The organism is Streptomyces sp. 2131.1, assembly GCF_900105515.1.
Taxonomy (GTDB): Bacteria; Actinomycetota; Actinomycetes; order Streptomycetales; family Streptomycetaceae; genus Streptomyces; species Streptomyces drozdowiczii.
Genome location: NZ_FNSY01000001.1, coordinates 5,232,432 through 5,255,937, shown reverse-complemented (window position 1 = coordinate 5,255,937; position 23,506 = coordinate 5,232,432). Strand labels below are relative to the sequence as shown.

At 71.5% G+C, this 23,506-nt stretch carries 22 protein-coding genes and 1 riboswitch; of the genes, 5 read left to right on the top strand and 17 right to left on the bottom strand.

Annotation, left to right across the window (positions count from 1 at the left end):
• Positions 1 to 9 precede the first annotated feature (9 nt).
• The 4 genes from BLW14_RS23605 to BLW14_RS23590 all read right to left on the bottom strand — a co-directional run bounded on the left by BLW14_RS23605 (position 10) and on the right by BLW14_RS23590 (position 3,107).
• The gene (locus tag BLW14_RS23605) at positions 10 to 468 is read right to left on the bottom strand and encodes a DUF5304 domain-containing protein (protein ID WP_093710830.1); all 459 of its coding nucleotides are present in this window, start codon (positions 466 to 468) and stop codon (positions 10 to 12) included.
• A gap of 82 nt (positions 469 to 550) precedes the next feature.
• Positions 551 to 1,750 (bottom strand): ArsA family ATPase, encoded by a 1,200-nt coding sequence (locus tag BLW14_RS23600; RefSeq protein WP_093709186.1) that lies wholly within the window; start codon positions 1,748 to 1,750, stop codon positions 551 to 553.
• Positions 1,751 to 1,754: 4 nt separating this feature from the next.
• Positions 1,755 to 2,204 (bottom strand): SRPBCC family protein, encoded by a 450-nt coding sequence (locus BLW14_RS23595; protein WP_093709185.1) that lies wholly within the window; start codon positions 2,202 to 2,204, stop codon positions 1,755 to 1,757.
• Between the two features lie 99 nt (positions 2,205 to 2,303).
• Complete coding sequence (locus BLW14_RS23590) at positions 2,304 to 3,107, bottom strand: metallophosphoesterase family protein (protein ID WP_093709184.1); 804 nt, start codon at positions 3,105 to 3,107, stop codon at positions 2,304 to 2,306.
• Between the two features lie 278 nt (positions 3,108 to 3,385).
• Here BLW14_RS23590 and BLW14_RS23585 point away from each other — a divergent pair, with 278 nt between their 5' ends.
• Entirely contained in the window at positions 3,386 to 5,182 is a 1,797-nt protein-coding gene (locus BLW14_RS23585; protein WP_093709183.1) for an AMP-dependent synthetase/ligase, read from the top strand.
• Between the two features lie 57 nt (positions 5,183 to 5,239).
• Here BLW14_RS23585 and BLW14_RS23580 read toward each other — a convergent pair whose 3' ends face one another.
• A complete protein-coding gene (locus BLW14_RS23580) occupies positions 5,240 to 6,382 on the bottom strand; it encodes a glycosyltransferase family 4 protein (RefSeq protein WP_093709182.1) in 1,143 nt (380 codons plus the stop codon).
• 108 nt (positions 6,383 to 6,490) lie between these two features.
• On the opposite strand from BLW14_RS23580, the gene BLW14_RS23575 reads away from it, so the two are divergent.
• Complete coding sequence (locus BLW14_RS23575; RefSeq protein WP_093709181.1) at positions 6,491 to 7,762, top strand: glycosyltransferase family 87 protein; 1,272 nt, start codon at positions 6,491 to 6,493, stop codon at positions 7,760 to 7,762.
• On the opposite strand, the gene BLW14_RS23570 is transcribed toward BLW14_RS23575, so the two are convergent.
• The 5 genes from BLW14_RS23570 to BLW14_RS23550 all read right to left on the bottom strand — a co-directional run bounded on the left by BLW14_RS23570 (position 7,719) and on the right by BLW14_RS23550 (position 13,211).
• Positions 7,719 to 8,960, bottom strand: a complete 1,242-nt coding sequence (locus BLW14_RS23570; RefSeq protein ID WP_093709180.1) for a hypothetical protein — start codon at positions 8,958 to 8,960, stop codon at positions 7,719 to 7,721. The two genes, BLW14_RS23575 and BLW14_RS23570, sit on opposite strands and share 44 nt — an antisense overlap.
• Before the next feature lie 28 nt (positions 8,961 to 8,988).
• The gene (locus BLW14_RS23565) at positions 8,989 to 10,020 is read right to left on the bottom strand and encodes a C40 family peptidase (protein ID WP_093709179.1); all 1,032 of its coding nucleotides are present in this window, start codon (positions 10,018 to 10,020) and stop codon (positions 8,989 to 8,991) included.
• 236 nt (positions 10,021 to 10,256) lie between these two features.
• On the bottom strand, positions 10,257 to 11,282 hold the full coding sequence (locus tag BLW14_RS23560; protein ID WP_177154078.1) for a C40 family peptidase: 1,026 nt from the start codon (positions 11,280 to 11,282) through the stop codon (positions 10,257 to 10,259).
• A gap of 287 nt (positions 11,283 to 11,569) precedes the next feature.
• A complete protein-coding gene (locus tag BLW14_RS23555; RefSeq protein ID WP_177154238.1) occupies positions 11,570 to 12,931 on the bottom strand; it encodes an NYN domain-containing protein in 1,362 nt (453 codons plus the stop codon).
• A gap of 37 nt (positions 12,932 to 12,968) precedes the next feature.
• Entirely contained in the window at positions 12,969 to 13,211 is a 243-nt protein-coding gene (locus BLW14_RS23550) for a hypothetical protein (RefSeq protein ID WP_018104398.1), read from the bottom strand.
• Between the two features lie 160 nt (positions 13,212 to 13,371).
• Here BLW14_RS23550 and BLW14_RS23545 point away from each other — a divergent pair, with 160 nt between their 5' ends.
• Complete coding sequence (locus BLW14_RS23545; protein WP_177154077.1) at positions 13,372 to 14,109, top strand: rhomboid family intramembrane serine protease; 738 nt, start codon at positions 13,372 to 13,374, stop codon at positions 14,107 to 14,109.
• Complete coding sequence (locus BLW14_RS23540; protein WP_018518627.1) at positions 14,106 to 14,387, top strand: Lrp/AsnC family transcriptional regulator; 282 nt, start codon at positions 14,106 to 14,108, stop codon at positions 14,385 to 14,387. Before BLW14_RS23545 ends, BLW14_RS23540 begins: the two co-directional genes overlap by 4 nt.
• Positions 14,388 to 14,447: 60 nt before the next feature.
• On the opposite strand, the gene BLW14_RS23535 is transcribed toward BLW14_RS23540, so the two are convergent.
• From BLW14_RS23535 to BLW14_RS23510, 6 genes are all read right to left on the bottom strand, one after another.
• Complete coding sequence (locus tag BLW14_RS23535) at positions 14,448 to 15,827, bottom strand: aminotransferase class V-fold PLP-dependent enzyme (protein WP_093709175.1); 1,380 nt, start codon at positions 15,825 to 15,827, stop codon at positions 14,448 to 14,450.
• A gap of 182 nt (positions 15,828 to 16,009) precedes the next feature.
• Positions 16,010 to 16,127: riboswitch (SAM riboswitch) on the bottom strand.
• A gap of 82 nt (positions 16,128 to 16,209) precedes the next feature.
• Positions 16,210 to 17,274, bottom strand: a complete 1,065-nt coding sequence (gene trpD / locus BLW14_RS23530) for an anthranilate phosphoribosyltransferase (RefSeq protein WP_093709174.1) — start codon at positions 17,272 to 17,274, stop codon at positions 16,210 to 16,212.
• A gap of 122 nt (positions 17,275 to 17,396) precedes the next feature.
• On the bottom strand, positions 17,397 to 19,043 hold the full coding sequence (locus BLW14_RS23525; protein WP_093709173.1) for a cytochrome bc1 complex cytochrome b subunit: 1,647 nt from the start codon (positions 19,041 to 19,043) through the stop codon (positions 17,397 to 17,399).
• A complete protein-coding gene (locus tag BLW14_RS23520) occupies positions 19,040 to 20,095 on the bottom strand; it encodes a cytochrome bc1 complex Rieske iron-sulfur subunit (protein WP_093709172.1) in 1,056 nt (351 codons plus the stop codon). The genes BLW14_RS23525 and BLW14_RS23520 overlap by 4 nt, the downstream gene beginning before the upstream one ends.
• A complete protein-coding gene (locus tag BLW14_RS23515; protein WP_026242726.1) occupies positions 20,092 to 20,901 on the bottom strand; it encodes a cytochrome bc1 complex diheme cytochrome c subunit in 810 nt (269 codons plus the stop codon). The genes BLW14_RS23520 and BLW14_RS23515 overlap by 4 nt, the downstream gene beginning before the upstream one ends.
• A gap of 62 nt (positions 20,902 to 20,963) precedes the next feature.
• Positions 20,964 to 21,584 (bottom strand): aa3-type cytochrome oxidase subunit III, encoded by a 621-nt coding sequence (locus BLW14_RS23510; protein ID WP_026171689.1) that lies wholly within the window; start codon positions 21,582 to 21,584, stop codon positions 20,964 to 20,966.
• Between the two features lie 202 nt (positions 21,585 to 21,786).
• Between BLW14_RS23510 and BLW14_RS23505 the strand changes: the two genes are divergently transcribed.
• A complete protein-coding gene (locus BLW14_RS23505) occupies positions 21,787 to 22,188 on the top strand; it encodes a DNA-binding transcriptional response regulator (RefSeq protein WP_018518621.1) in 402 nt (133 codons plus the stop codon).
• A 45-nt stretch (positions 22,189 to 22,233) separates the two neighbouring features.
• Here BLW14_RS23505 and BLW14_RS23500 read toward each other — a convergent pair whose 3' ends face one another.
• On the bottom strand, positions 22,234 to 23,490 hold the full coding sequence (locus BLW14_RS23500; protein ID WP_093709171.1) for a L,D-transpeptidase: 1,257 nt from the start codon (positions 23,488 to 23,490) through the stop codon (positions 22,234 to 22,236).
• Positions 23,491 to 23,506 lie beyond the last annotated feature (16 nt).

The following is a 23,506-nucleotide window of genomic DNA, read 5'->3' as shown; positions in this document are numbered from 1 at the left end:
CGGCGCCGGTCAGTCCAGGTCGATGTGTTCGCCGGCGCCGGACCCCTCGTCGTGGGGGCCTTCGGGGTCTTCCGCCTTGTTTTCGGTGCCCGCGGGGTCGCCCGCCCCACGGGTCCAGCGGCCTTCCTGGCCCTGGACGGCGGAGCGATAGGCGGCGAGCAGTTCGTTCCCGGCCGCCGCGATGTGCTCGAAAACGTCCGGATTGCGCTCGATCACGGGCTCCACGGCCGCCTTGGCCTGCTGGATGACCTGCTGTACGGCACCCTGCGCGGCAAGCCCGAGGAGCGGCGCCTGGAACGAGCCGAGCTTGTCGGCGACCGCGTCCACCAGTTTGCGCAGCTCCTCGGCGGCGGAGCCGGGCGGCGGCCCGTAGGCGGCGCGGCGGCGGGCCTGCTCGGCGGCGAGGTCCTCGGCGCACGCGTCGGCCCACGCGTCGTCGTCGACGGGACGATCGGTGGCTTCGCTCATGGCGGACTCCTGGGACATCGCGGCCGGCGGCCCGGCATACCGGACACGTACCTTCGACGTTACCCGAACGGTGGTACGCCGTTCAGCTCGTCCGGGGCCAGAGCTCCGGGTCGGGCGTGAAACGGACCCGGAGCACGCCGTCGGTGAGCGCGGCGCCGGAGACGGTGCAGCGGCGCAGCACGGGCTCCAGGGGCACGATCCGGTGGAACGGGCCGACGGTCAGCAGGAGTTCGCCGCCGCGCCGGACGAGCTGAAGTTCCTTCTTGACGGCGCCGGGCAGCTTCAGGCACCAGACGAGTATCCCGTCGCCTTCCGGCCCGCCGGCCTCCTCGATCCACCAGGGATCCGCGGCCCGGCCGGCCGTCTCGGCGGTGCCGGGCACGGCCAGCGCCCCGTCCCCGCCGTCGAGGGCCAGGAGGTCGGCGGGGCCCTGCGGGTCACGGCCGAGGTGCGCGATGCGGACCGGGCCAGGCCCCTCCGCGTCCCAGTGGGCGATGACCTTCTCCTGCTGGGCGGCGAGCGCGGCGAAGAAGGGGTCCGGCGAGTGGCCGGGCAGCACCCGGTTGGCCACCGGCGGCTCGGTGCGCAGGCCGTGCAGGGCGAGTCCGGTGCGGGCGGTGCGCAGGGCGTCGTCGGAGGCCGGTCCGGGCTCGGCGACCAGCCGGAGTGTGGTGGCGCGGTCCTCGATGAGCGCCTGGACCTGGGCCAGCTCGGCGTCGCGCCGGGCGGCGGCCTCGTACAGCCACTGGGCGGGCATGGGGACGCCGGCCAGCTGGGCGAGCATCGGGCGCAGGGCGCGGGCGGCCTGGCGTTCCCGGGGCAGCAGCCGGCGCAGGTAGCGGCGCAGCTGTTCCGGCAGGGCGAGCAGGGCGAGGGCCTCGCGCAGCGGCGGCAGGTCGACGACGAGGAGGTCGTACGCCCCGTCGGCCCAGTCGCCGTGGGCGGCGCGGCGCAGCGCGTGCAGCAGGGCGAGTTCGGCGCTGCCGGGGAGTTCGGTCAGCTCCTCGCCGTCCAGCGGGTTGCCGCCGAGCAGGTCGAGGACGCCGGACAACTGCTGCTGGAGGGCGAGGAGTTCATCGCGGAAGTGGGCGCCGGAGTCGATCCGGACGGACCACAGGCCCCCGGTGACGGGGGTGGGCCCGGTGGCGTCCGGGAAGCCGGGTACCGAGTCGGCGGAGATCAGCAGGGCGCGGGCGCCGTCGCGGGCCGAGGCCAGCGCCGTGGCGGCGGCGACGGTGGTACGGCCGGCTCCGCCGGGTCCGGTGACCAGGACCGTACGCACGCGCTCAGGCCTTCGGGACGGATTCGACGCGCTTCTTCAGGCCGGCGAGGGCGCGGTCGATGATGACCTTCTCCGCCTTGCGCTTGATCATGCCGAGCATCGGGATCTTGACGTCGACGGTCAGCCGGTAGGTGACCTCGGTGCGGTCGCCGTCGCCGAGCGGCGCGAGCGCGTAGGAGCCGTCGATGGCGCGGAGCATCTGCGACTTGACCAGGGTCCAGCTGACCTCGTAGTCGCCGATCCAGGTGTAGGCGAGGGTGTGGTCGTCCTTGATCGCGCCGGCGTCCAGGACGAGGCGGACCTTCTCGGCGCGGCCGCGCTCGTCGGTGCCGAGGACCTCGGCCTCCTTGACCTCGCCGGTCCACTCCGGATAGCGCTCGAAGTCGGCGATCACACCCATGACGTCGGCCGGCGCCGCCTCGATCGTGATGCTCGAGCTGGTGTGTTCAGCCATCGCTGTGGCCCTCCAGTGCGGTGTACCGGTTCATGGGCAGAGGCCTGCCGCCAGAAGGCTATCGCGTGCGCCCGCCGGCCTCTCCCAGGGTGGGGCGGTTCACCACTCCAGCACCCAGGGCCGGCCGGTGGAGGCGAAGTGGCCGACGTTCACGCACTCGGTGGCGCCGATCCGCATCCGCCGGGCCAGCGGCTGGTGGACGTGCCCGAAGAGCGAGTAGCGGGGGCGGGTGCGGCGGATGGCGTCGAGCAGGGCCCGGCTGCCCCGCTCGAAGCGGCGCGCCACGGTGTCGTAGACGAGATCGGGCACCTCGGGCGGGATGTGGGTGCAGAGCACGTCGACCTCGCCGATCGCCTCGATCTTGGCGGCGTACTCCTCGTCGTCGATCTCGTACGGGGTGCGCATCGGCGTACGCAGGCCGCCGCCGACGAAGCCGAAGACGCGGCCGCCGATCTCGACGCGCTCGCCGTCCAGGACGGTGGTGCCGGGGGCGGCGTACTCGGGCCACAGGGCGGGGATGTCGACATTGCCGTAGGTGGCGTACGTCGGGGTGGGCAGCGCGGCGAACATCTCGGCGTACTGCTTGCGGACCGCGCCGGTGATCGCGGCGTTGCGGTCCATGCCCTGCCACAGCTCCCGGCCGAAGTCGCGGGCCTCCTCGAAGCGGCGCGCGGTGCGCAGGGCGACGATCCGGTCGGCGTTCTCGGTGCCGAAGAGATCGGGGAAGATGCCGCGCGAGTGGTCGGCGTAGTCGAGGAAGAGGACCAGGTCACCGAGGCAGATCAGGGCGTCGGCGCCGTCCCCGGCGCGGACCAGCGCCTCGGTGTTGCCGTGCACGTCGCTGACCACGTGGACCCGGGTGCGCCGGCCGGCGGCCCCCCGGCTGTTCGCTCCTGCTCGCATGAAGACCCACCCTAGAACGAGGGGTCTCACCTGGGTAGAGGCCCTGGACCTGCGGTTATTTCGAGGGGTGCGGGCGGGTGGACTACTGTGCGCGAAAGGACGACCGATATGTGTGACGCATAAGACATCTGGCCGGAACCCCCTATCCGGAACCGAGTACTGGTGGGTAACGTCCGGGCAGTCCAGTCGTGCTCACCCCACTGAGCACCCGCCATCTTGGACCGCGCCGGTGCGTCACACAGAGCCGTGGCACCGGAGCCCGATGAGGAGCAGCAGTCTTGCGCGAGTTCAGCCTTCCGGCCCTGTACGAGGTCCCCTCGGACGGCAACCTGACGGATCTCATCCGCCGCAATGCCGCTCAGCATCCCGATGTCGCGGTGATGAGCCGCAAAGTGGCGGGCGTCTGGACGGACGTCACCGCCACGCAGTTCCTGGCCGAGGTCCGGTCGGCCGCCAAAGGCCTGATCGCCGCGGGCGTCGAGCCCGGCGACCGGGTGGCCCTGATGTCCCGCACCCGCTACGAGTGGGTGCTGCTGGACTTCGCGATCTGGAGCGCGGGCGCGGTCACCGTGCCGGTCTACGAGACCAGCTCGCCCGAGCAGGTGCAGTGGATCCTCGGTGACTCCGGCGCCGTCGCGGTCCTGGTGGAGAGCGACGTCCACGCCGCCGCCGTCGCCTCCGTACGCGACCGGCTCCCCGAGCTGCGCCACGTCTGGCAGATCGAGAAGGGCGCCGTCGACGAACTCCGTACCGGGGGCGAAGGGGTCTCCGAGGAGACCGTGGACCTGCGCAGCGCGGCTGCCCGGGCGGACGACCCGGCCACCATCGTCTACACCTCGGGCACCACGGGCCGCCCGAAGGGCTGTGTGCTGACCCACCGCAGCTTCTTCGCGGAGTGCGGGAACGTGGTGGAGCGCCTCAAGCCCCTCTTCCGCACCGGCGAGTGCTCCGTCCTGCTCTTCCTGCCCGCCGCGCACGTCTTCGGGCGCCTGGTCGAGGTCGCCTCGGTGATGGCCCCGATCAAGCTCGGCTGCGTCCCGGACATCAAGAACCTCACCGACGAGCTGGCCTCGTTCCGGCCGACGCTGATCCTCGGCGTGCCGCGCGTCTTCGAGAAGGTCTACAACGCGGCGCGCGCCAAGGCGCAGGCCGACGGCAAGGGCAAGATCTTCGACAAGGCCGCGAACACGGCGATCGCCTACAGCCGCGCGCTGGGCACCCCGCAGGGCCCGTCGCTGGGCCTGAAGTTCCGGCACAAGGTCTTCGACCGCCTGGTCTACGGCAAGCTGCGCGCCGTGCTCGGCGGGCGCGGCGAGCACGCCATCTCCGGCGGCGCCCCGCTCGGCGAGCGCCTCGGCCACTTCTACCGCGGCATCGGCTTCACCGTCCTGGAGGGCTACGGCCTGACCGAGTCCTGCGCGGCGACCGCCTTCAACCCGTGGGACCGGCAGAAGATCGGCACGGTCGGCCAGCCGCTGCCCGGCTCCGTGGTGCGCATCGCGGACGACGGCGAGGTGCTGCTCCACGGCGAGCACCTGTTCTCGGGCTACTGGAACAACGAGGCGGCGACGGCCGAGGCGCTGGCGGACGGCTGGTTCCACACCGGGGACATCGGCACCCTGGACGAGGACGGCTACCTCGCGATCACCGGCCGCAAGAAGGAGATCATCGTCACGGCCGGCGGCAAGAACGTCGCCCCCGCCGTCATCGAGGACCGCATCCGCGGCCACGCCCTGGTCGCCGAGTGCATGGTGGTCGGCGACGGGCGCCCGTTCGTGGGCGCGCTGGTGACCCTGGACGAGGAGTTCCTGGGCCGCTGGGCCGAGGAGCACGGCAAGCCGGCGGGCTCCACCGCCCTGTCGCTGCGCGAGGACCCGGAGCTGCTGGCCGAGGTGCAGCGCGCGGTCGACGACGGCAACGCCGCGGTCTCCAAGGCCGAGTCCGTCCGCAAGTTCCGCATCCTGGGCGCCCAGTTCACCGAGGAGGCGGGCCACATCACGCCCTCGCTGAAGCTGAAGCGGAACGTGGTGGCGAAGGACTTCGCGGACGAGGTGGAGTCGATCTACCGCTCGTGAGGCGTACGCGTACGAGGGGGCCCGCACCGATGTGGTGCGGGCCCCCTCGTACGCGTATCAGAGCAGTTCGCGCAGTCGCTCCGCGAGCAGGTCCCAGCGCCACTTCTCCTCGACCCAGGCCCGGCCCCGCTCCCCCATGCGCCGCCGCAGCTCCGCGTCGCCGAGCAGCGCGTTGATCCGCTCCGCCGCGTCCCCGGGCTCGCCGCCGCGCACGACCCAGCCGGTCTCGCCGTCCAGCACCGCGTCCGGGGCGCCGCCCGAGTCGCCGGCCACCACCGGCAGCCCGGTCGCGGACGCCTCCAGGTAGACGATGCCCAGGCCCTCCACGTCGAGGCCGCCGTGCCGGGTCCGGCACGGCATCGCGAAGACGTCGCCGGCCCCGTAGTGCGCGGGCAGCTCCGACCAGGGCACCGCACCGGTGAACCGCACGCAGTCCGCCACCCCGGTGCGCGCGGCGAGCGTGCGCAGGTCGTCCTCGTAGGGCCCGCCGCCCACGATCAGCAGGACCGCGTCCGGGTGCTCGGCCAGGATCGCGGGCATCGCGAGGATCAGGGTGTCCTGGCCCTTGCGCGGCACCAGCCGGGACACGCAGACGACCACGGGCCGCTCGGTGAGCCCGAGCCGGGCCCGGACCGCGTCGCCGCCCGAGTCCGGATGGAACGTCTTCTCGTCCACGCCCGGGGGGAGCTGGACCATGCGGCCGGCGGCGGCCGGGGTGAGCGCGGCGGCGATCCGCGAACGGGTGTACTCGCCGAGGTAGGTCAGCGTGTCGGTGCCCTCGCCGATCCGCCGCAGCAGCTGCCGGGACGCGGGCAGCTGGGCCCAGCCCGCCTCGTGGCCGTGCGTGGTGGCGACGAGCCGCCGGGCGCCCGCCTCGCGCAGCGCCGGGCCCATCAGGCCGAGCGGGGCGGCGGCGCCGAACCAGACGGACGAGCAGCCGTGGGTGCGCAGCAGCTCCACCGCGCGCCGGGTCACGCGCGGGGTCGGCAGCAGCATCGTCGTACGGTCGCGGACGACGGTGAAGGGCTGCTCGGCGTCGAAGGCGGCGGTGGCGGCCGCGCCCTCGGCCCCGCGCTTCCAGGTGGAGGCGTAGACGACGACCCGGTCGGGGTCGAGCCGCAGCGCCATGTTGTGCAGGAACGCCTGGATGCCTCCCGGACGGGGCGGGAAGTCGTTGGTCACGATCAAGGTCTTGTCCATCGCCGCCGACAGTACCGGGCCCCGGCGGCCGTGCCTGATGGCCCGCGCACAGGGCGGGCGGGCATCATGGCTGTTTCGTACGGCGTACACGACGGGTGAGGGCAGGTCATGACGGGTTCCAGCGGCACACGTCCGGCTGCCTTCGCGGTGTGGGCGCTCACCAGGGCGGTGCTGCTGCTCTGGGTGACCAAGGTGGTCACCCCGCCGGGGCTCGACGTGACGAGCGACGTGTCGGTGATCTACCACGGCTGGTACGACGTGCTGCGCTCCGGCACCTACCCGGAGTCCGACGTCACCTGGCAGTACCCGCCGGTGGCGGCCCTCGCGATCCTCTCCCCGGCGCTGCTGCCGTTCCTGGACTACGCCACGGCCTTCTTCGTCCTGGCGTTCCTGTGCGACGCGCTGGTGCTGGGGATGCTGCTGCGCGCGAGCGACGGCCCGGGCCGCCGGACGGCCGGGGTGTGGGTGTGGGTGGCGGGCGTGCCGCTGCTGGGCACGACCGCGTACGCCCGCTACGACGTGATGGTGACCGCGGTGGCGGTGGCGGCGCTGCTGGCCGGGCTGCGGCATCCCCGGGTGCTAGGGGCGCTGGCCGCGTTCGGAGCGCTGCTGAAGGTGTGGCCGGTGCTGCTGCTGGCCGGGACGGCCCGCGGGCGGCGCACCCGGCTGGCGTGGACGACCGCCGCCGCGGTGGCGGCCGGGCTGCTGCTGGTGTGCGTGGCGGCGGCGCCGGGCGCGCTGGCGTTCCTCGGCTTCCAGCGGGACCGGGGCACCGAGGTCGAGTCGCTGGGCGCGCTGGTCTTCCACGTGTGGCGGCAGTTCGGCTGGGAGGGCCGGGTGGAGCTGCACTACGGCTCGCTGGAGTTCCTGGGCCCGCAGGTTGGTCTGGTGAGCACGCTGGCGCTGGGGCTGAGCGTGATCGCGTTCGGCTGGCTGCTGGTGTGGCGGCTGCGGGCGCGGACCTTCGGGCCGAGCACGGCGTCGGACGCGGCGTTCACGGCGGTGCTGCTGTTCACCACGACGAGCCGGGTGATCAGCCCGCAGTACATGCTGTGGCTGGTCGGGCTCGCCGCTGTGTGCCTGGTGCTGCGCGCGAGCCGGATGATGTGGCCGGCCCTGCTGGTGGTGGCGGCCACGGGTGTGACGCAGCTGGAGTTCCCGATCGGCTTCGTCCACGTGGTGACGAGCGACGCGCAGGGGCTGACGCTGATGTTCCTGCGCAACGGGCTGCTGGTCGCCGCGTCCGTGCTGGCGGCCGTCCGGCTGTGGCGCGACACGGTACGGGCCCCGGAGACGGCGGCCCCGTCCCCCGTACAGGACGAGGAACCGCGCGCGCTCAGTCGAGCCGGTTCCGCAGATACACCCGCCAGCGCGCCGTGAAGTCCTGCGGGGTGGTGCCGAGCACCTCGTGCAGGGCGTCCTCGACGGCCCCGTCGCGCCCCTGGTGGCCGCCGACGGCCCGGTAGAAGGCGAACAGCTTGTCCTCGCCCCAGTGGTCCGCGATCAGCTCGCAGGCCAGCCAGCCGCCCTCGTACGCCTTCGCCAGGCCCCCCGCCTCCCCGGCGAACGCGAAGTCCTCGTCCTCGGGCAGCGCGGCGGGCCCGTCACCGGCCCGGACCGCGTCGGCAAGCTCGGGGGCTATCTCGTCGGCGGTGCGGTCCCGGTCCCGGTAGGCCGCCCAGTCGGCGAACCCCTCGGAGAGCCAGGTCGGGGTCGCCGACGAGGTGCGCTTGCGGGTGGCCACGTGGGTGGTCTCGTGGGTGAGGACGACGTGCTGCCCGAAGTCGCCGAGCAGGGTGTACGCCTCCGGGTTGACGATCACCCGGTCCGCGGGCGCCTTCCCGGAGCCGCCGGTCTCGCCGGTGGTGACGGCCGCTATGCCCTTGTAGTTCGACGCGGGCGACCCGAGCAGCTCGCCCATCTCCTTCACGCTGTCCGGTACCAGCACGACCACGCGCCCGGCCCACCGCTCGGGCCAGGCGGCGGTGACCGCGGGCACCGCGTCGTCGGCCGTGGCGGCGACGGCCTCCAGCTCGTCGCGCGAGCGGCCGACGCCCAGGACCAGGCTGTGCTCGCCGCGCACCACCTCGACGTCGCCCTGCTCCCACAGCTGGCGGGAGCTGCCGTCAGCCGCCCGGTCCGCGGTGATGTACCAGCGGCCGTCCGCCGGGTCGCGGGTCAGGTCGACGACCCGGTCGACGGAGACGGGGGCGCTGTCGTAGCCCCGGATCCGGTAACCGAGCCGGACGTCGGCGGTCGCACGATCGCTCCCGCGCGCCGAGACGTCGGTCAGCCGGTACGACCAGGAGCCGAGCGGCACGTCCGCGAGCCGGCCGATCTCCCGGCGCTGCGCGCCGCGCAGTCCCTTGGCGTCCGGGTCGACGACGGCGGCGTAGGCCGCCGCGTCGTGGTGCAGCACGGCGGCGGCGCGGCGGTCCAGGACGGCGCGGATGTCGCGGGCGGTGGTGTCGGGCGCCTCGTCGGCCGGGGCCGAGCAGCCGGCGGCGCACAGCAGCGCGGCGAGCACGGCACCCGCCGCCCGCCGCCGCCCGCCGCGTATGCGCACCCGTTCGACCACATGACGAGCGTACGGGCTGTTCGCCGGGTCAGACGCGGGTGACCGACGAGATGGGCATCATGCCCACGGGGTCGTAGCGGACCGGGGCGCCCGGGTACGGAGCGTGGATGACCTGGCCGTTGCCCACGTACATGGCGATGTGACTGGCGTCCGCGCGGTAGGCGACGAGGTCCCCGGGGCGGGCCTCGGAGAGCGGCACCATGCGGCCCGCGTACCGCTGCGCCTGCGAGGTGCGCGGCAGACTCACCCCTGCCTGGGCCCAGGCCCACTGCATGAGCCCGGAGCAGTCGAACCCGGAGGGCCCGTTCGCGCCCCAGACGTACGGCAGGCCGAGCGCCCGCTGCGCGGCGAGGACGGCGGCCACCGCGCGGGACGAGCCCGCCGGGAGGTCGCCCAGAGGCCCCGCACCGGGGTCGCGGCCGTCGCGCGAGGCACGGGCGTACGCGGCCCGCTCGGCGCCGGGCATCGCCTTCAGCAGCTGCCTGGCCCGGGCGAGCTTGCTCTCCACGGTCCGCTTGTGGCGGCCGACGGCCTCCCGGCCGTGCTCCAGGCCGGCCAGCGAGCGGGCGGCCTCGGCCCGGGTCTGGGCGAGCGCCCGCTGGGCCCCGCGCAGCTGGGCGAGGGCGGTGGCCCGGTGGGTGTCGGCCATGCCGACGGCGGCGGCCCGGTCGAGGTAGCTGTCCGGGTCGGAGGTGAGCAGCAGGGCGAGCGAGGGGTCGATGCCGCCGGCGCGGTACTCGGCCCGGGCCGCCGACCCCAGCTCCTCGCGCATGCGGTTGATGCGCTCCTGGCCCCGGGCGGCCCGGTCCTGGGCCCGGCTCACCTCGCCGCGCAGCCGGGTCACGTCCTCACCGGCCTTGTTGTACTGCTCGGTGGCGCGCTCCGCCTCGGCGTAGAGGCGGTCCACGGTGGCCCCGGCGGACTTCGGGGTGTCGTGCGGCTCGGCGTTCGCGGTGGCCGCGCCGAGCGTCGCGGCCGCGGTCGCCGCGGCCGCCGTCAGGACGGTGGCCCGGGCACCGCGACCGGCTCCGGGCTGTGTGGAACGGCGATGGGATCCCACAGGACGCCGCACTCCCTTCCGCTGTACGCAGACGTGCGCGGCCCCTGCCGCCCGGACGGGCGGACCGACGTACGTGAGCCGCACAGCAGGCAGACAGTAACCGCGTGATCACGGAGGGAACAAAGACGCGCCGGACCGCAGGGGGCCACACACAGTGACGCCCCGCCGGTGACCTGTGGTCTCCGGCGGGGCGGCCGTCAGTACGGGGCGCGGGAATTCGCCCGTTCGGGCGCGGTTCAGATGCGCACGGCGGCGTAGATGCTGCCGATGGTGCTCATCGACTCGTAGCGGACGTACGCGCCGGGGTACGGGGCGTGCAGGACCTGGCCGTTGCCCGCGTAGAGGCCCACGTGCTCGTTGCCGTTGAAGAAGACCAGGTCACCGGGGGCGAGCTGGCCGACCCCGATCCGGGTGCCCTGGTTGACCTGGGTGTACGTGGTGCGGGTGATGTTGGCGCCGGCCTGTGCGTAGGCCCACATCGTCAGGCCCGAGCAGTCGAAGGAGTTGGGGCCGGTGGCCGAGGGGACGTACGGCTTGCCCAGGCGGGTGGCGGCGGCGTTGAGAGCGGCGGCGCCGAGGCCGGAGGCGGGGGCCTCGTTGCCGAGGTCGACCCGGGTGCCCGCGGCGCGGCTGGCGCGGGCCTCGTCCTGGCGGATCTTCGCCTGCTCGGCGGCGGTGAGGGTGTTGAGCAGCTGCCGCGCCTCGGCGAGCTTGGCCTGCTGCTTCTTCTTCTTCTCACCGAGCGTCTTGCGGACGGAGGCGAGGTCGCCGAGCTTGTCCTGGGCCTCCTTGCGCTGCTGCGCGAGGGCCCGCTGCTTCTCCTGGACCTTCGACAGCGCCTCGGCCTGCTTGGCCGTCAGCTGATCGAGGGCAGATGCCTGGTCGAGGAAGCTGTCCGGGTCGGAGGAGAGGAACAGCTGCACGGAGGGGTCGATGCCTCCGGAGCGGTACTGCGCGGCGGCGAGGGAACCGAGGCCGGAGCGGAGCTGGTTGAGCTCCTCCTGACCACGGGCCACCTTGTCCTGGATCGCGCCGATCTGCTTCTCGAGCTTCTCCTGCTTCTCCTTGGCCCCGTTGTACTGCTCGGTGGCCGCTCCCGCCTCGTGGTAGAGCTTGTCGACCTTCGCCTTGACCTCGTTCTTGGTCGGCTTGGGGTCGGCGTGGGCGGCCTGGGAGGACAGGGCGACGGCCGCTGCTGCGGTCGCGGTGAGCACGGTCACACGAGTGCGGCTCGGCTGCTTGGGACGACGGTGGGACGCCACGAAGGCGAGCTCCTTCTTCCTCGAGCCGCCTACCGGATCTGTGGGGGGAGACAAATCCCCGGCTCCGTACACGTGACGGACTCGGCGGTTCCTTCGCCGCCACCCCGGATGGGTGATCGACCGCGCGAAGGTTCGAGGCCCGACCCTAGTGACCATCTTGTGATCAGTTCAAATCCTCACACGAAAAATCTCGTCACACACGGCACTTCTTTACCCTCACCCCACGGCGTGTAGCGGCGGCTTGACGGTCCGTTCCATGATCTCGGACGAAGTCGCCACAAGAGACGCTAAACCCGCGAAAGCCGCTTCAGGAGCAAGGCGGACGCAACGGGCCTGGCCCCCGCCTTCGCCACTCCGTCGGCCACCTCGCGGTCGGTGGAGACCACCACCACGGGCCGCCCCGGCGGTTCCGCGCGCGCCAGTTGACGGATCAGCTCGTCGGCGGTGACCCCCGGTTTGCTGAAGAGCACCCGTACCCCGCGCGGCGGCGCGAGCAGCACCGGCGCGGCCAGCTCCGCCCCGTCGAACACACAGGTCATCTCGGCGCCCGTGCGGGCCGCCAGCGACGAGAGACCGCCGAGGAGCCGCAGCCGCTGCTTCTCCAACGGCATCTGCGGATAACCGGTCTTGGTGACGTTGTAGCCGTCCACGATCAGATGGGCCTGCGGCAGCGCCAGGAGTTGGTCGAGGAGCGCCGGATCGGTCTCCGAAAGGGCCCTGGCCGCGATGTCCTTGGGCGACATCCTGCCGGGCTCCACCGCGTCCACCCCGTCCGCCGGCCGCATGGACGAGGGCGGCAGCGCCAGTTCGCGCCGCAGTCCCCCGGCCGCCTCCAGCACCGTGTCCAGCAGCAGCCGCAACCGCATGTCCTCGACCGAGCGCCCCTCCCGGGAGGCCCTGCGGCTCGCCTCGACGGACGCCTCGGCCTCCCCGAGCCGCGCCCGCAGCCGCCGGGTCTCGCTCTCCGCCGCGGACACCTGGGCGGCCGCCTCGGCGCGTACGGCCTCGGTCTCGGCCCTGCCCCTGCGCAGCGCCGCCTCACCGCGCTTGACCTCGCTGAGCGCGCTGCGCAGCTTGCGCTGGAGGGAGTCGGCCTCCTTGCGGGCGGCGTCCAGTTCGGCGCGGAGCCGTTCGGTCTCGCTCTTCGTGTGGGCGCGGGCCAGGGCGAGTTCCTCGCGCAGCCGTTCCAGCTCGCGCCGGCTCTCCTCGCCGACCCGCTCGGCGTCGGCCCGCTGGACCTCCTCGCCGGCGGCGGCGACCAGCTTCACCCAGCCGTCCGGCCGCAGCACGTACGCCGCCGCCGCCACGTCCACCGGATCGGCGGCGGCGGGCGGCGCACCGGACTCCAGGGCGGCCGCCAGCTCCGGCTGGGCCTCCCGGAGCCGGTCGCCGATGCGGCGGCGGAACTGCGCGTCGTTGGCGAGGGCGGCCGCCATGGCGTTCCCTGCGAACTTGGCCCGCCGGGACGCGGTGAAGCGGGCGTACTGCCGCAGCTGGGCGGGCAGTTCGCTGACCGTGAGACCGCCGAACGCGTCGGAGACCAGTGCGACGACCCGGCGCCGTACCCCTTCGGGCAGCGGGCGGTCGAGCGCCTCCACGGCGTCGTCGGCCCCGTCGGCCGACGCGGCGCCGCCCTCGGGCTGCTCCACCATCCGTCACCTCATGTGTTGTCTCCGCACGGCCCCGTCAGGAGTCGGCACCCGGCCTGTCGACAAGTTCGATCTGGTCCACCGCGTTGCACCAACGACAACGGACCGACTCGATGGTCTCACTGACCACCTCGCGTTCCTCGACGCTCGACTCACCGGCCAGGTCGAGGTGGACGTACTCGACGACCTTGGAGGAGCGCGTCACGTCGAAGCGCGTGAGGTTTCCGCAGAGCGTGCAGCGCCAGCGGGTCGTGTCGGTCGGCTGGGGAACCGTCGTCATCGGTGCGTCCTCTTTCGTCGAGCCGTGAGCTGCCGGACAAGGATCTCGCGGTGCGCCGTCGAACTGCGGATGTCCACCCGTCACCCTACGGCCTCGGCGCGTCACCCCGGCACGGCGAGGCGCTCTGTCCCGTTCGCTCCGTTTGCGTCATGCTCTGTTCATGATCGATCGGCGGGCTGCGGCCGGCAGGATCCTGCGCGCGGCCACTTCGGGCGGGCCGCCGGTGACATACGCCCTCATCGCGCTGTGCTGCGCGGTCTTTGTAATCAGCCCGCTCTCCGGCTTCGTCCCGGTGCGCGGCGGGGCGGACGCCCTGCTCGCCGCCCAGGCCGGCTACTTCGAGCGGTGGGGCGTCATCCCGAGCGAACTGTGGGACGGCTCGGCGCACGCCCTGCTCACCCCGCTCACCGCGCTCTTCGTCCACGGCAGCTGGCTGCATCTGCTGGGCAACATACTGTTCCTGTACGTCTTCGGCGCGATGGCCGAGGAGCGCATGGGGCACACGGAGTTCGCCCTCTTCTACCTCGGCTGCGGCTATCTCGCGCTGCTCGGATACGCGGCCGCGCACGCCGCGTCCGACCAGACGCTGGTCGGCGCGTCGGGGGCGATCTCGGGGGTGCTGGGGGCGTTCCTCTACCTCTTCCCCCGGGCCCGGGTCACCAGCCTCTTCCCGTTCCTGCTGTTCCTGCCGCTGCGCTTCCCCGCCTGGGTGGTGCTGATCTTCTGGTTCGTGCTCCAGTGGCTGGCCGCCCGGGGCGCCGGGAGCGGCCCGGGGGTGGCCTATCTGGCGCACGTGGTGGGCTTCGCCACCGGCTTCCTCTACGCCTGGGGCCGCTACAGGCGTGACGCTAGAGTGAAGTCTCCAGCCACGGCCACCGAGGGAGAAACACAGCCGTGATCACCGCGATCGTGCTCATCAAGACCAGCGTGGACCGGATTCCCGAGATCGCCGAGGCCATCGCCGCGCTGGACAGCGTCAGCGAGGTCTTCTCGGTCACCGGTACCTACGACCTGATCGCCATGGTCCGGGTGTCCAGGCACGACGATCTCGCCGAGGTCATCCCCGGCCGGATCAGCAAGATCCCCGGTGTCGAGGGAACCGACACCCATGTCGCCTTCCGTACGTACTCGCAGCACGACCTGGAGGCCGCGTTCTCCATCGGCCTGGACGCGTAACGGCGTACGCCCGGAAGCCGGGTACGGACCCCGTACCCGGCCGGCCCGCCCCGGCCGTTCTCAGGCCTGGGCGGCGGCGCCCCGGTCCGGCACGCAACGGCCGTCCTCGGTGCGGTACTTCCAGCGCGCCCCGTCGCTCACCAGCTCGCGGACCGCACGCAGGAAGCGCTCGACATGCTCGTCCGGCGTCCCGGCGCCGAAGCTGACGCGGATCGCGTTCAGCGACCGCTCCCCCGGCTCCGCCTCCGGCGCACCGCACTCGCCGGCCTCGCCCGGGTCGCTGCCGAGCAGGGTGCGCACGAGCGGGTGGGCGCAGAAGAGGCCGTCGCGGACCCCGATCCCGTACTCGGCGGACAGGGCGGCGGCGAAGTGGGAGCTGTTCCAGCCCTCCACCACGAAGGAGATGACGCCGACCCTCGGGGCGTCGTCGCCGAACAGCGACAGCACCTTCACCTCGGGGACCTCGGCCAGCCCGGACAGGACCTCGGCGACGAGGTGCTGCTCGCGGGCGACCAGCCGGTCGAAGCCGGCCTCGGTGAGCGCCTTGCAGGCGGAGGCGATGGAGTAGACGCCGATCACGTTGGGCGAACCGGCCTCGTGGCGGGCGGCGGTGGTGTGCCACTCGACGTCCACGCCGCCGTCCGTGCGCCGGGCCACCTTGCGCGACGCGCCGCCGCCGGCCAGGTAGGGCTCGGCCTCGCGCAGCCAGTCGGCCCGGCCGGCCAGGACGCCCGAGCCGAACGGGGCGTACAGCTTGTGCCCGGAGAAGGCGACCCAGTCCACGTCCAGCTCGGTGATGTCGACGGGGTGGTGCGGGGCGAGCTGGGCGGCGTCCAGGACGATCCGGGCGCCGTGGGCGTGCGCGGCGGCGGCCAGCTCCCGGACCGGCCACAGCTCGCCGGTCACGTTGGAGGCGCCGGTGACGCAGACCAGGGCGGGGCCGTGGGGCTCACGCCCGGCGAGGGCCGCCTCCAGCGTGGCGACGGCCTGGGCGGGGGTGCGCGGGGCGTTCAGGTAGGTCACCCGGGCGTCGCGCCAGGGCAGCAGCGAGGCGTGGTGCTCGGTCTCGAAGACGAAGACCTGGCAGTCGGCGGGCAGTGCGGCGGCCAGCAGGTTCAGCGAGTCGGTGGTGGACCGGGTGAAGACCACCTGGTCCTCGGGGCGGCACCCCAGGAACTCCGCCACCGTGGCCCGGCTGGACTCGAACAGGTCCGTGGACAGCTGCGAGAGGTACCCGGCGCCGCGGTGCACGCTGCCGTAGTACGGGGCGTACGCGGCCACGTCGTCCCACACCCGCTTCAGGGCCGGGGCGCTCGCCGCGTAGTCCAGCGCCGCGTAGCCGACCTCGCCACCGGTGACCAGCGGGACGAGGACATCCTCCCCCAGAACCGGCAGAGGGGCACAAAGGGACCGGTCGGCGGCAGCGGTGAAGACAGACATGGCGAACTCCCGTGAGAGGCAGGCGAATTCCGCGCGCCGACACAGATGCGGACACGGCAGCACGGAGTGAAAGAGAAGAGGAGTGTGCGGAGAAGGGCCTCGGGCCCTAACGCATTCGCTTGCTCACAAGAGGCTCCCTGAGGACCAAGGACCCCACGGGTGGACGTCACGCGACGTCGAGGGGTCCGCGCTTGCCGCAGACCTCGCTGCCTGCGGCCTGGTCTTCACCCGGGGCACCCCGCCACGGACGGAGGGTTGCCGGACAGCGGGCCGGGGCCGTAGTCGCTGTCACTCATGACCTGCCCAGCATCCTGCCATACGTACGGGAACGCGCAAGGCGCAGTCCAGGATTCGGACTGCGCCCCGCCTCACTTCCGTACGCTCACGCGTTGCTGGCGACGACCCATCTCTCCAGCGCGCGCCCGGCCGCCCCGGAGTCGATGGACTCGGCGGCCTTCGCCATACCGGCCCGGATCTGCTCGGCGAGCGGGCCCTCGCCCGGGTCCAGCGCCACCAGCGCCGCCGCCGAGTTGAGCAGCACCGCGTCCCGTACGGGCCCGGTCTCCCCCGCCAGCAGCCGACGTGCCACATCGGCGTTGTACGAGGCGTCGGCCCCGCGCAGCGCCTCCACCGGGACCAGGTCGATGCCGACGTCGCGCGGGTCGAAGGACTCCTCGCGCACCACGCCGTCCCGGGCCACCCATACCCGCGAGGTCGCCGTGGTGGTCAGCTCGTCCAGGCCGTCGTCGCCGCGGAAGACGAGGGCGGAGTTGCCGCGCTCGGCAAGGACACCGGCGACGATGGGGGCCATCCGCAGGTCGGCCACCCCGATCGCCTGGGAGCGCACCTTGGCCGGGTTGGTGAGCGGGCCGAGGATGTTGAACGTGGTCGGTGCGCCCAGCTCACCGCGCGCCTTGGCCGCGTGGCGCAGGGCGGGGTGGAACTTCACCGCGAAGCAGAAGGTGATGCCCGCCTCCTCGGCGACCTGGACCACGCGCTGCGGGGAGAGCTCCAGGTTGACGCCGAGCTTCCCGAGGACGTCGGAGGAGCCGCTCGCCGACGAGGAGGCGCGGCTGCCGTGCTTGACGACCTTGGCGCCTGTGCCGGCGACGACGATCGCGGACATGGTCGAGATGTTGACGGTCTTCGCCATGTCGCCGCCGGTGCCGACGATGTCGACGGTACGGCCGGGCACCTCGATGGTCGTGGCGTGCTCGTACATCGCGCGGACCAGGCCGGAGACCTCGGTGACCGTCTCGCCCTTGGCGCGCAGGGCGACCGCGAACCCGGCGATCTGCACGTCGGTCGCCTCGCCGCTCATGATGCGGTCCATGGCCCAGGCGGTGGCGTCGGCGCTCAGGTCCTCGCCGCGCATCAGGGGGGTCAGCACGCCGGGCCAGGAGAAGGCCGCCACGCTGTCGCCGCCGTCCGGGGTCACAACGTTCATGGTCCGCTCCTGGGGTCCACAGCCGATAAGGGATCGGCACCACCCTATCGAGCCCCCGGAACGGCAAAGAGCCCCGTCCAGCGAATGGACGGGGCTCTCGCCGTGGCGATCAGAACGGGTGATCAGTGGTGGCCGTGGCCGCTGGTGATCTCCTTGTACTCCTCGGCGGTGGGCTTGGGGATCTGGCTGCTCTCGCCGTACAGACCCTTGCTGAGCCGTGCCCGGACCTTGGTGATCCTGGAGACCTTGCGCTCCACGCCGTTCTCGTCGACCGTCGGGCCGATCTCGAGCGGCTTGTACTGCTCGTGCGCGGTGAGCGTGTGCAGCATCTCCGGCGAGAGCGGCTCGTGGACCTCGACGAACTCACCGTGCGGCAGGCGCTTGATGAGACCCGACTCGCGGCCGTGCAGCACCTTCTCCTTGTCGCGGCGCTGGAGGCCGAGGCAGATCCGGCGGGTGACGACGAACGCCACGACCGGGCCCACGAAGAAGGCGACGCGGACGAACCAGCTGATCGAGTTGAGCGAGAGGCTGAAGTGCGTCGCCCAGATGTCGTTGCCGCCACCGATCAGCATGACGAAGTAGATCGTCACCCAGGCGACACCGAGCGCCGTCCGGGTCGGCGCGTTGCGCGGCTTGTCCAGGATGTGGTGCTCGCGCTTGTCCCCGGTGATCCACGACTCGATGAACGGCCAGAGCGCCAGGAGGCCGAGGATCACACCGAACAGGACCAGCGGGATGAGCACACCGAGGACCAGCGTGTGGCCCCACAGGTTGATCTCCCATCCGGGCATCACACGGACGAAGCCTTCGGCGAAGCCCATGTACCAGTCCGGCTGGGCGCCCGTGGACACCTGGTCGGGACGGTACGGGCCGAGCGCCCAGATCGGGTTGATCGAGGCGATCGCCGCGATGATGGCGATGAAGCCGAAGACCAGGAAGAAGAACCCGCCGGCCTTCGCCATGTACACCGGCAGCAGCGGCATGCCGACGACGTTGTTGTTCGTCTTGCCCGGACCCGCGAACTGGGTGTGCTTGTGGTAGAAGACCAGGATCAGGTGGCCGACCACGAGCCCGAGCATGATGCCCGGCAGCAGCAGGATGTGGATCGAGTAGAACCTCGCGATGATGTCGCCGCCGGGGAACTCCCCGCCGAACAGGAACATCGAGATGTACGTACCGACGACGGGCATCGACAGGATCGCGCCCTGGGTGAAGCGGACACCCGTACCGGAGAGCAGGTCGTCCGGCAGCGAGTAACCGGTGAAGCCGGTGAACATGCCGAGGACGAACAGCAGGAAGCCGAACAGCCAGTTGATCTCGCGCGGCTTGCGGTACGCACCGGTGAAGAACACCCGGAACATGTGCACGAACATGCCGGCCAGGAAGATGACCGCGGCCCAGTGGTGGATCTGCCGGACCAGCAGACCACCGCGGACGTCGAAGCTGATGTCCAGCGTCGACGCGTACGCCTCGGACATCCGGATGCCCTGCATCGGCTCGTACGGGCCGTGGTACACGACCTCGTTCATGCTCGGGTGGAAGAACAGCGTCAGGTACACACCCGTGAGGATGATGATGATGAAGCTGTAGAGGCAGATCTCACCGAGCATGAAGGACCAGTGGTCCGGGAAGATCTTGCGCATGTTCGACTTGGCGAGGGAGTAGATCCCCAGCCGGCCGTCCGCCCAGTCGGCCACCCGCTCACCGGCGGGCGCCTTGCGGTTGCCCGGCGCGGCCGCGCCGGGTGTGTTCGTCGCAGTACTCATCCGCGCTCCCAGAATGCAGGACCGACGGGCTCTTCGAAGTCACCGAGCGCCTCGAGGTTGCCCTCGCTGTTCACGCCGATCCGCAGCTGCGGGAGGGAGTGACCGGCCGGACCGAAGATGACGCGGGCGCCGTCGGAGAGGTCGAAGGTGGACTGGTGGCACGGGCAGAGCACGTGGTGCGTCTGCTGCTCGTACAGGCTGATCGGGCAGCCGACGTGCGTGCAGATCTTCGAGAAGGCCACGATGCCCTCGTGGGCCCACTCGCGCTCGCGCTTGTCCTTGATGTCGTCCGGCTCGATGCGGATGATCATCAGGGCGGCCTTGGCGATCTGGGTCTGGAAGTCCTCGTCGTGCTCCTCCAGGCCCTCGGGCATGGCGAAGGTCAGCGAACCGACGACGACGTCCTCGGGACGCAGCGGCTCCATCGTGTTCATGTTGACGAGCTGCTTGCCCTTGGCCCACAGGGTCTTGCGGAGCTTCTTCTCCGGCAGCGGACCCAGGTCGCGCAGCAGCACCACACCGGAGAGCGGCACCAGGGCCAGCGCGCCGAACATGGTGTTGCGGATCAGCTTGCGACGGCCGAGCGCGGACTCGCGGGCACCGTCCGCGAAGTCGGCCAGAACCTTGGCCTTGACCTCGGGCGTCGCCTCGATCGGGTGCCGCTCGTCGGCGACCTCGACGTCGGACATCAGGGTGCGCGCCCAGTGGACGGCGCCCGCGCCGATCAGGAAGAGCGCGAGACCCAGGGTCAGCCCCAGGGAGAAGTTGAGCGCACTCACATGACCGAACGGGAAGATGAAGACGATCTTGTCGACCGGGAAGATGACGTAGGAGGCGATGAAGCCCACCGTCGCCAGCATGGACAACAGGAACATGGTCGCGACGGTGCGCTCGGAGCGCTTCGCGGCCCGCTCGTCCAGGTCCTGGATGCGCGGCTTGTGGGCCGGCAGCCCCGGGTCGGCGAACGGGTCGGCGTGCGCCTTGTCCACCGCGTCGTGCGCGGCGCCCTGCTCTTCGGGCAGGTTCTCTTCTGGAATCTCTTGGCTACTCATGACTTCTTGGCCTTAGCGGTGTGGGCCGCGACCCAAATGGCAACTGCGATCAGACCGCCCAGGCCGAAGATCCAGCCGAACAGGCCCTCGCTGACCGGACCGAGGCCGCCGAGGCTGAGGCCGCCGGGCGACTCGGCTTCGGAGCCGTTCACGGTCTTGACGTAGGCGATGATGTCCCGCTTCTGCTTCTCGGGCATCGTCGAGTCCGGGAAGGACGGCATGCTCTGCGGGCCGGTCAGCATGGCCTCGTAGATGTGCTTCTCGCTCACGCCGTCCAGGTCGGGCGCGTACTTGCCGTTCGTCAGTGCGCCACCCTTGCCGGTGAAGTTGTGGCACTGCGCGCAGTTGGTACGGAACAGGTCGCCACCCTTGGCGATGTCCGCACCCTCGGGGCTGACCTGGCTCTTGGTCGGGACGACCGGACCGGCGCCGAGCGACGCGACGTAGGCCGCGAGCTGGTCGATCTCGGCCTGGCTGTAGATGACCTTCTTCTTCGGTACCTGGGCGCCCGGCTGCTGCGCGGGCATGCGGCCGGTACCGACCTGGAAGTCCACGGCGGCGGAGCCCACGCCGACAAGCTGGGGCCCGTCGGTGGTGCCCTGACCGCCGGTTCCGTGGCAGCTGGCGCAACCGACGGAGTACAGCTTCTTGCCCTCGTCGATGGCGAGGGACTGGGCGGTGTCGTCGGCCTGTGCCTTACTCGCGGGCGCAAACGCGGCGTACAGCCCCCCGGTGGCCGCCAGCGCGAGGAGTAGTACGACGACCGCCGCCAACGGATGGCGTCGTCGTGCGGAGAGCTTTTTCACGGATTACCCCGGTGTCAGGATCTTCTGCGTCGATGCTGGATGTGGTTCGGGCTCGGGCCCGGTTACTTGATCATGTAGATCGTGGCGAAGAGGCCGATCCACACGACATCGACGAAGTGCCAGTAATAGGACACGACGATGGCAGCGGTCGCCTGTTCATGGGTGAACCTCTTGGCCGCGTATGTCCTGCCCAGGACGAGCAGGAAGGCGATGAGACCGCCTGTCACATGCAGACCGTGGAAGCCGGTGGTCAGGTAGAACACCGAGCCGTACGGGTCGGAGGACAGCGAGAGGCCGTCCTTCTTCACCAGCTCGGTGTACTCGAAGACCTGGCCTCCGATGAAGATCGAACCCATCACGAAAGTGATCACGAACCAGGCACGGAGCTTCTTCACATCGCCCCGCTCCGCGGCGAAGACGCCGAGCTGGCAGGTGAGTGAGGAGAGCACCAGGATCGTGGTGTTCGTCGCCGAGAACGGGAAGTTCAGGGCGGACGCCATTTCCTTCCAGTGTTCGGGTCCGGTCACCGATCGCAGGGTGAAGTACATCGCGAAGAGGGCCGCGAAGAACATCAGCTCGGAACTCAACCAGATGATGGTTCCGACGCTGGTGAGGTTCGGTCGATTGACCGACGGGTGCGCGTGCCCGGTTTCTACTGTCGTTGCTGTCGCCACGACCGACATTATGTCGGTCGCTTATCCCGCCCTCACTCCGGGGGGTGCCGTTCGGTGTGTCAGAGGGGTGTGTCCTGCCCGAACGGCCCATGGACGCACGGCACGAACCGGTGCTGACAGGCAGTCGGGCGGAGTACGATCCGCGCATCGGACGGCTCTCGTACCCCGGGGGCCCCGAGTGCCCCGAAGACACGGATGTCACGGAGGAACCATGCAGCCGACCGCCACGGTCCTGGTCTACAGCGACAACGCGCACACCCGTGAGCAGGTGAGGCTGGCAGCAGGGCGCAGGCCCGCGGCGGACGTGCCGCCGGTGGAGTTCCTGGAGTGCGCCACCCTGCCGGCCGTCCTGGAGGCCCTGGAGCGCGGGGGAATCGACGTCTGCGTGCTGGACGGCGAGACGGCCCCGGCGGGCGGTATGGGCGTCTGCCGGCAGATCAAGGACGAGATCTTCCGCTGCCCGCCCGTGCTGGTCCTCATCGGACGCCCTCAGGACGCCTGGCTGGCCACCTGGAGCCGCGCGGACGCCGCGGTGACGCTGCCGGTCGAGCCGGTGGAGTTCGCCGACTCCCTGGCCGCCCTGCTGCGTACGAGGCTCTCCGTGGGCGCCTGAGCCCCTTTCGTGTGACATTCCTGCGGGGCGGCGCACCCCCGGCCGTCAGACCTGGGGGCGCAGCCGCGCCGCCCGGACCGTGTCGGTCTTCGGTGCGGTGGTGTCGTTGACCAGCGCGCTGCCCTTCTGCCACTTGGCCCAGGACAGGTTCCAGTCGCCGTAGCCGTTGTCGAAGGGCGTCATCGTCTCGCCGTCGCTGCCGACGACGCTGACGATGTCGCCCTCGCGCACGGTGTTGAAGAACCACTCGGCCTCGCTGGTGCTCATGCCGGTGCAGCCGTGGCTGACGTTCGCGTACCCCTGTGATCCGGTGGACCAGGGCGCCGCGTGCACGTATTCGCCGCTCCATGTCACCCGGGTGGCCCAGTAGACGTCGAGGTCGTACGAGTCCGAGGAGCCGGCGGCGATCCCGATGGATTCCCCGCGCATACGTACGTACTGCTCCTTGCCCAGCACGACCTTGACGCCGTTGCGCGTGTCGAAGCCGGGCTTGCCGGTGGTGACCGGGATGGTCTTGATCACATCGCCGTTGCGCAGCACCGTCATGGAGTGCTCGGAGGCGTCGGTGATGGCCTCGATTCGGTCGCCGGTGGTGATCTTCAAGGGCTTGACGGGCGCCCCGTAGAGCGAGTTGGTCACCTTGATGCCGGTCAGGTTGCTGCTGACCTCGATGGAGGCCTTGGCCGGCCAGTACTCCTCGGGCCGGTAGTGCAGCGTCTTGTCGTCGACCCAGTACCAGGAGCCGGTGACCGCGGGCGTGGAGCGGACGCGCAGGCCGCGCTCGACGTTGGCGCGTGAGGCGTTGTCGGTGACGGGGGCGCTGAGCGTGGCCGTGAGGGGCTGCCCGACGCCGTAGGTGCCCGCCCGGGGGCCGAAGGTGACGTTGAGGAACTTGGTGGCCTTGGCGGTGTCGAAGGACACCGTGCGGCTGCCGGGGGCCCCGTCGCCGTCCTCCATGCGGACCTTGACGGTGTAACGGGTCCCTGCGGCCAGCGGGGCGGTGGAGTGCCAGCGGTGGCCGTCGGCGTCGAGTTCGCCCGCCAGATGGCGTCCTGCGGCGTCCACGGCCGTCACGTCGGTGATCCGGCCGTCGTCGGCGTCGACCCGGATCTCCAGGGGCTTGTCGGGGTCGACCTTCTTGCCGCCGTCGGGCGTGTTGAACGAGATCTCGTCGGCCGCGTCGAAGGGCTGGCCCGAGAGGGGGTGACCATCGGAATCGCCGCAGGCTGCCGCCCCGGCGACCAGGGTCGCGGCCAGCAGAGTGCAGCTCACTACGGGACGGATGCGCAGCGTGTGGTTCATGGACTCAACGTAAGAA

Excerpts from the sequence above, each read along its gene's own strand:
- BLW14_RS23510 (WP_026171689.1), bottom strand. The coding sequence starts at position 21,584 with ATGTCGGTCGTGGCGACAGCAACGACAGTAGAAACCGGGCACGCGCAC.
- BLW14_RS23500 (WP_093709171.1), bottom strand. The coding sequence starts at position 23,490 with ATGAACCACACGCTGCGCATCCGTCCCGTAGTGAGCTGCACTCTGCTG.
- BLW14_RS23590 (WP_093709184.1), bottom strand. The coding sequence starts at position 3,107 with ATGCGAGCAGGAGCGAACAGCCGGGGGGCCGCCGGCCGGCGCACCCGG.
- BLW14_RS23525 (WP_093709173.1), bottom strand. The coding sequence starts at position 19,043 with ATGAGTACTGCGACGAACACACCCGGCGCGGCCGCGCCGGGCAACCGC.
- BLW14_RS23550 (WP_018104398.1), bottom strand. The coding sequence starts at position 13,211 with ATGACGACGGTTCCCCAGCCGACCGACACGACCCGCTGGCGCTGCACG.
- BLW14_RS23535 (WP_093709175.1), bottom strand. The coding sequence starts at position 15,827 with ATGTCTGTCTTCACCGCTGCCGCCGACCGGTCCCTTTGTGCCCCTCTG.
- BLW14_RS23545 (WP_177154077.1), top strand. The coding sequence starts at position 13,372 with ATGATCGATCGGCGGGCTGCGGCCGGCAGGATCCTGCGCGCGGCCACT.
- BLW14_RS23580 (WP_093709182.1), bottom strand. The coding sequence starts at position 6,382 with ATGGACAAGACCTTGATCGTGACCAACGACTTCCCGCCCCGTCCGGGA.
- trpD (WP_093709174.1), bottom strand. The coding sequence starts at position 17,274 with ATGAACGTTGTGACCCCGGACGGCGGCGACAGCGTGGCGGCCTTCTCC.
- BLW14_RS23520 (WP_093709172.1), bottom strand. The coding sequence starts at position 20,095 with ATGAGTAGCCAAGAGATTCCAGAAGAGAACCTGCCCGAAGAGCAGGGC.
- BLW14_RS23575 (WP_093709181.1), top strand. The coding sequence starts at position 6,491 with ATGACGGGTTCCAGCGGCACACGTCCGGCTGCCTTCGCGGTGTGGGCG.
- BLW14_RS23605 (WP_093710830.1), bottom strand. The coding sequence starts at position 468 with ATGAGCGAAGCCACCGATCGTCCCGTCGACGACGACGCGTGGGCCGAC.
- BLW14_RS23505 (WP_018518621.1), top strand. The coding sequence starts at position 21,787 with ATGCAGCCGACCGCCACGGTCCTGGTCTACAGCGACAACGCGCACACC.
- BLW14_RS23595 (WP_093709185.1), bottom strand. The coding sequence starts at position 2,204 with ATGGCTGAACACACCAGCTCGAGCATCACGATCGAGGCGGCGCCGGCC.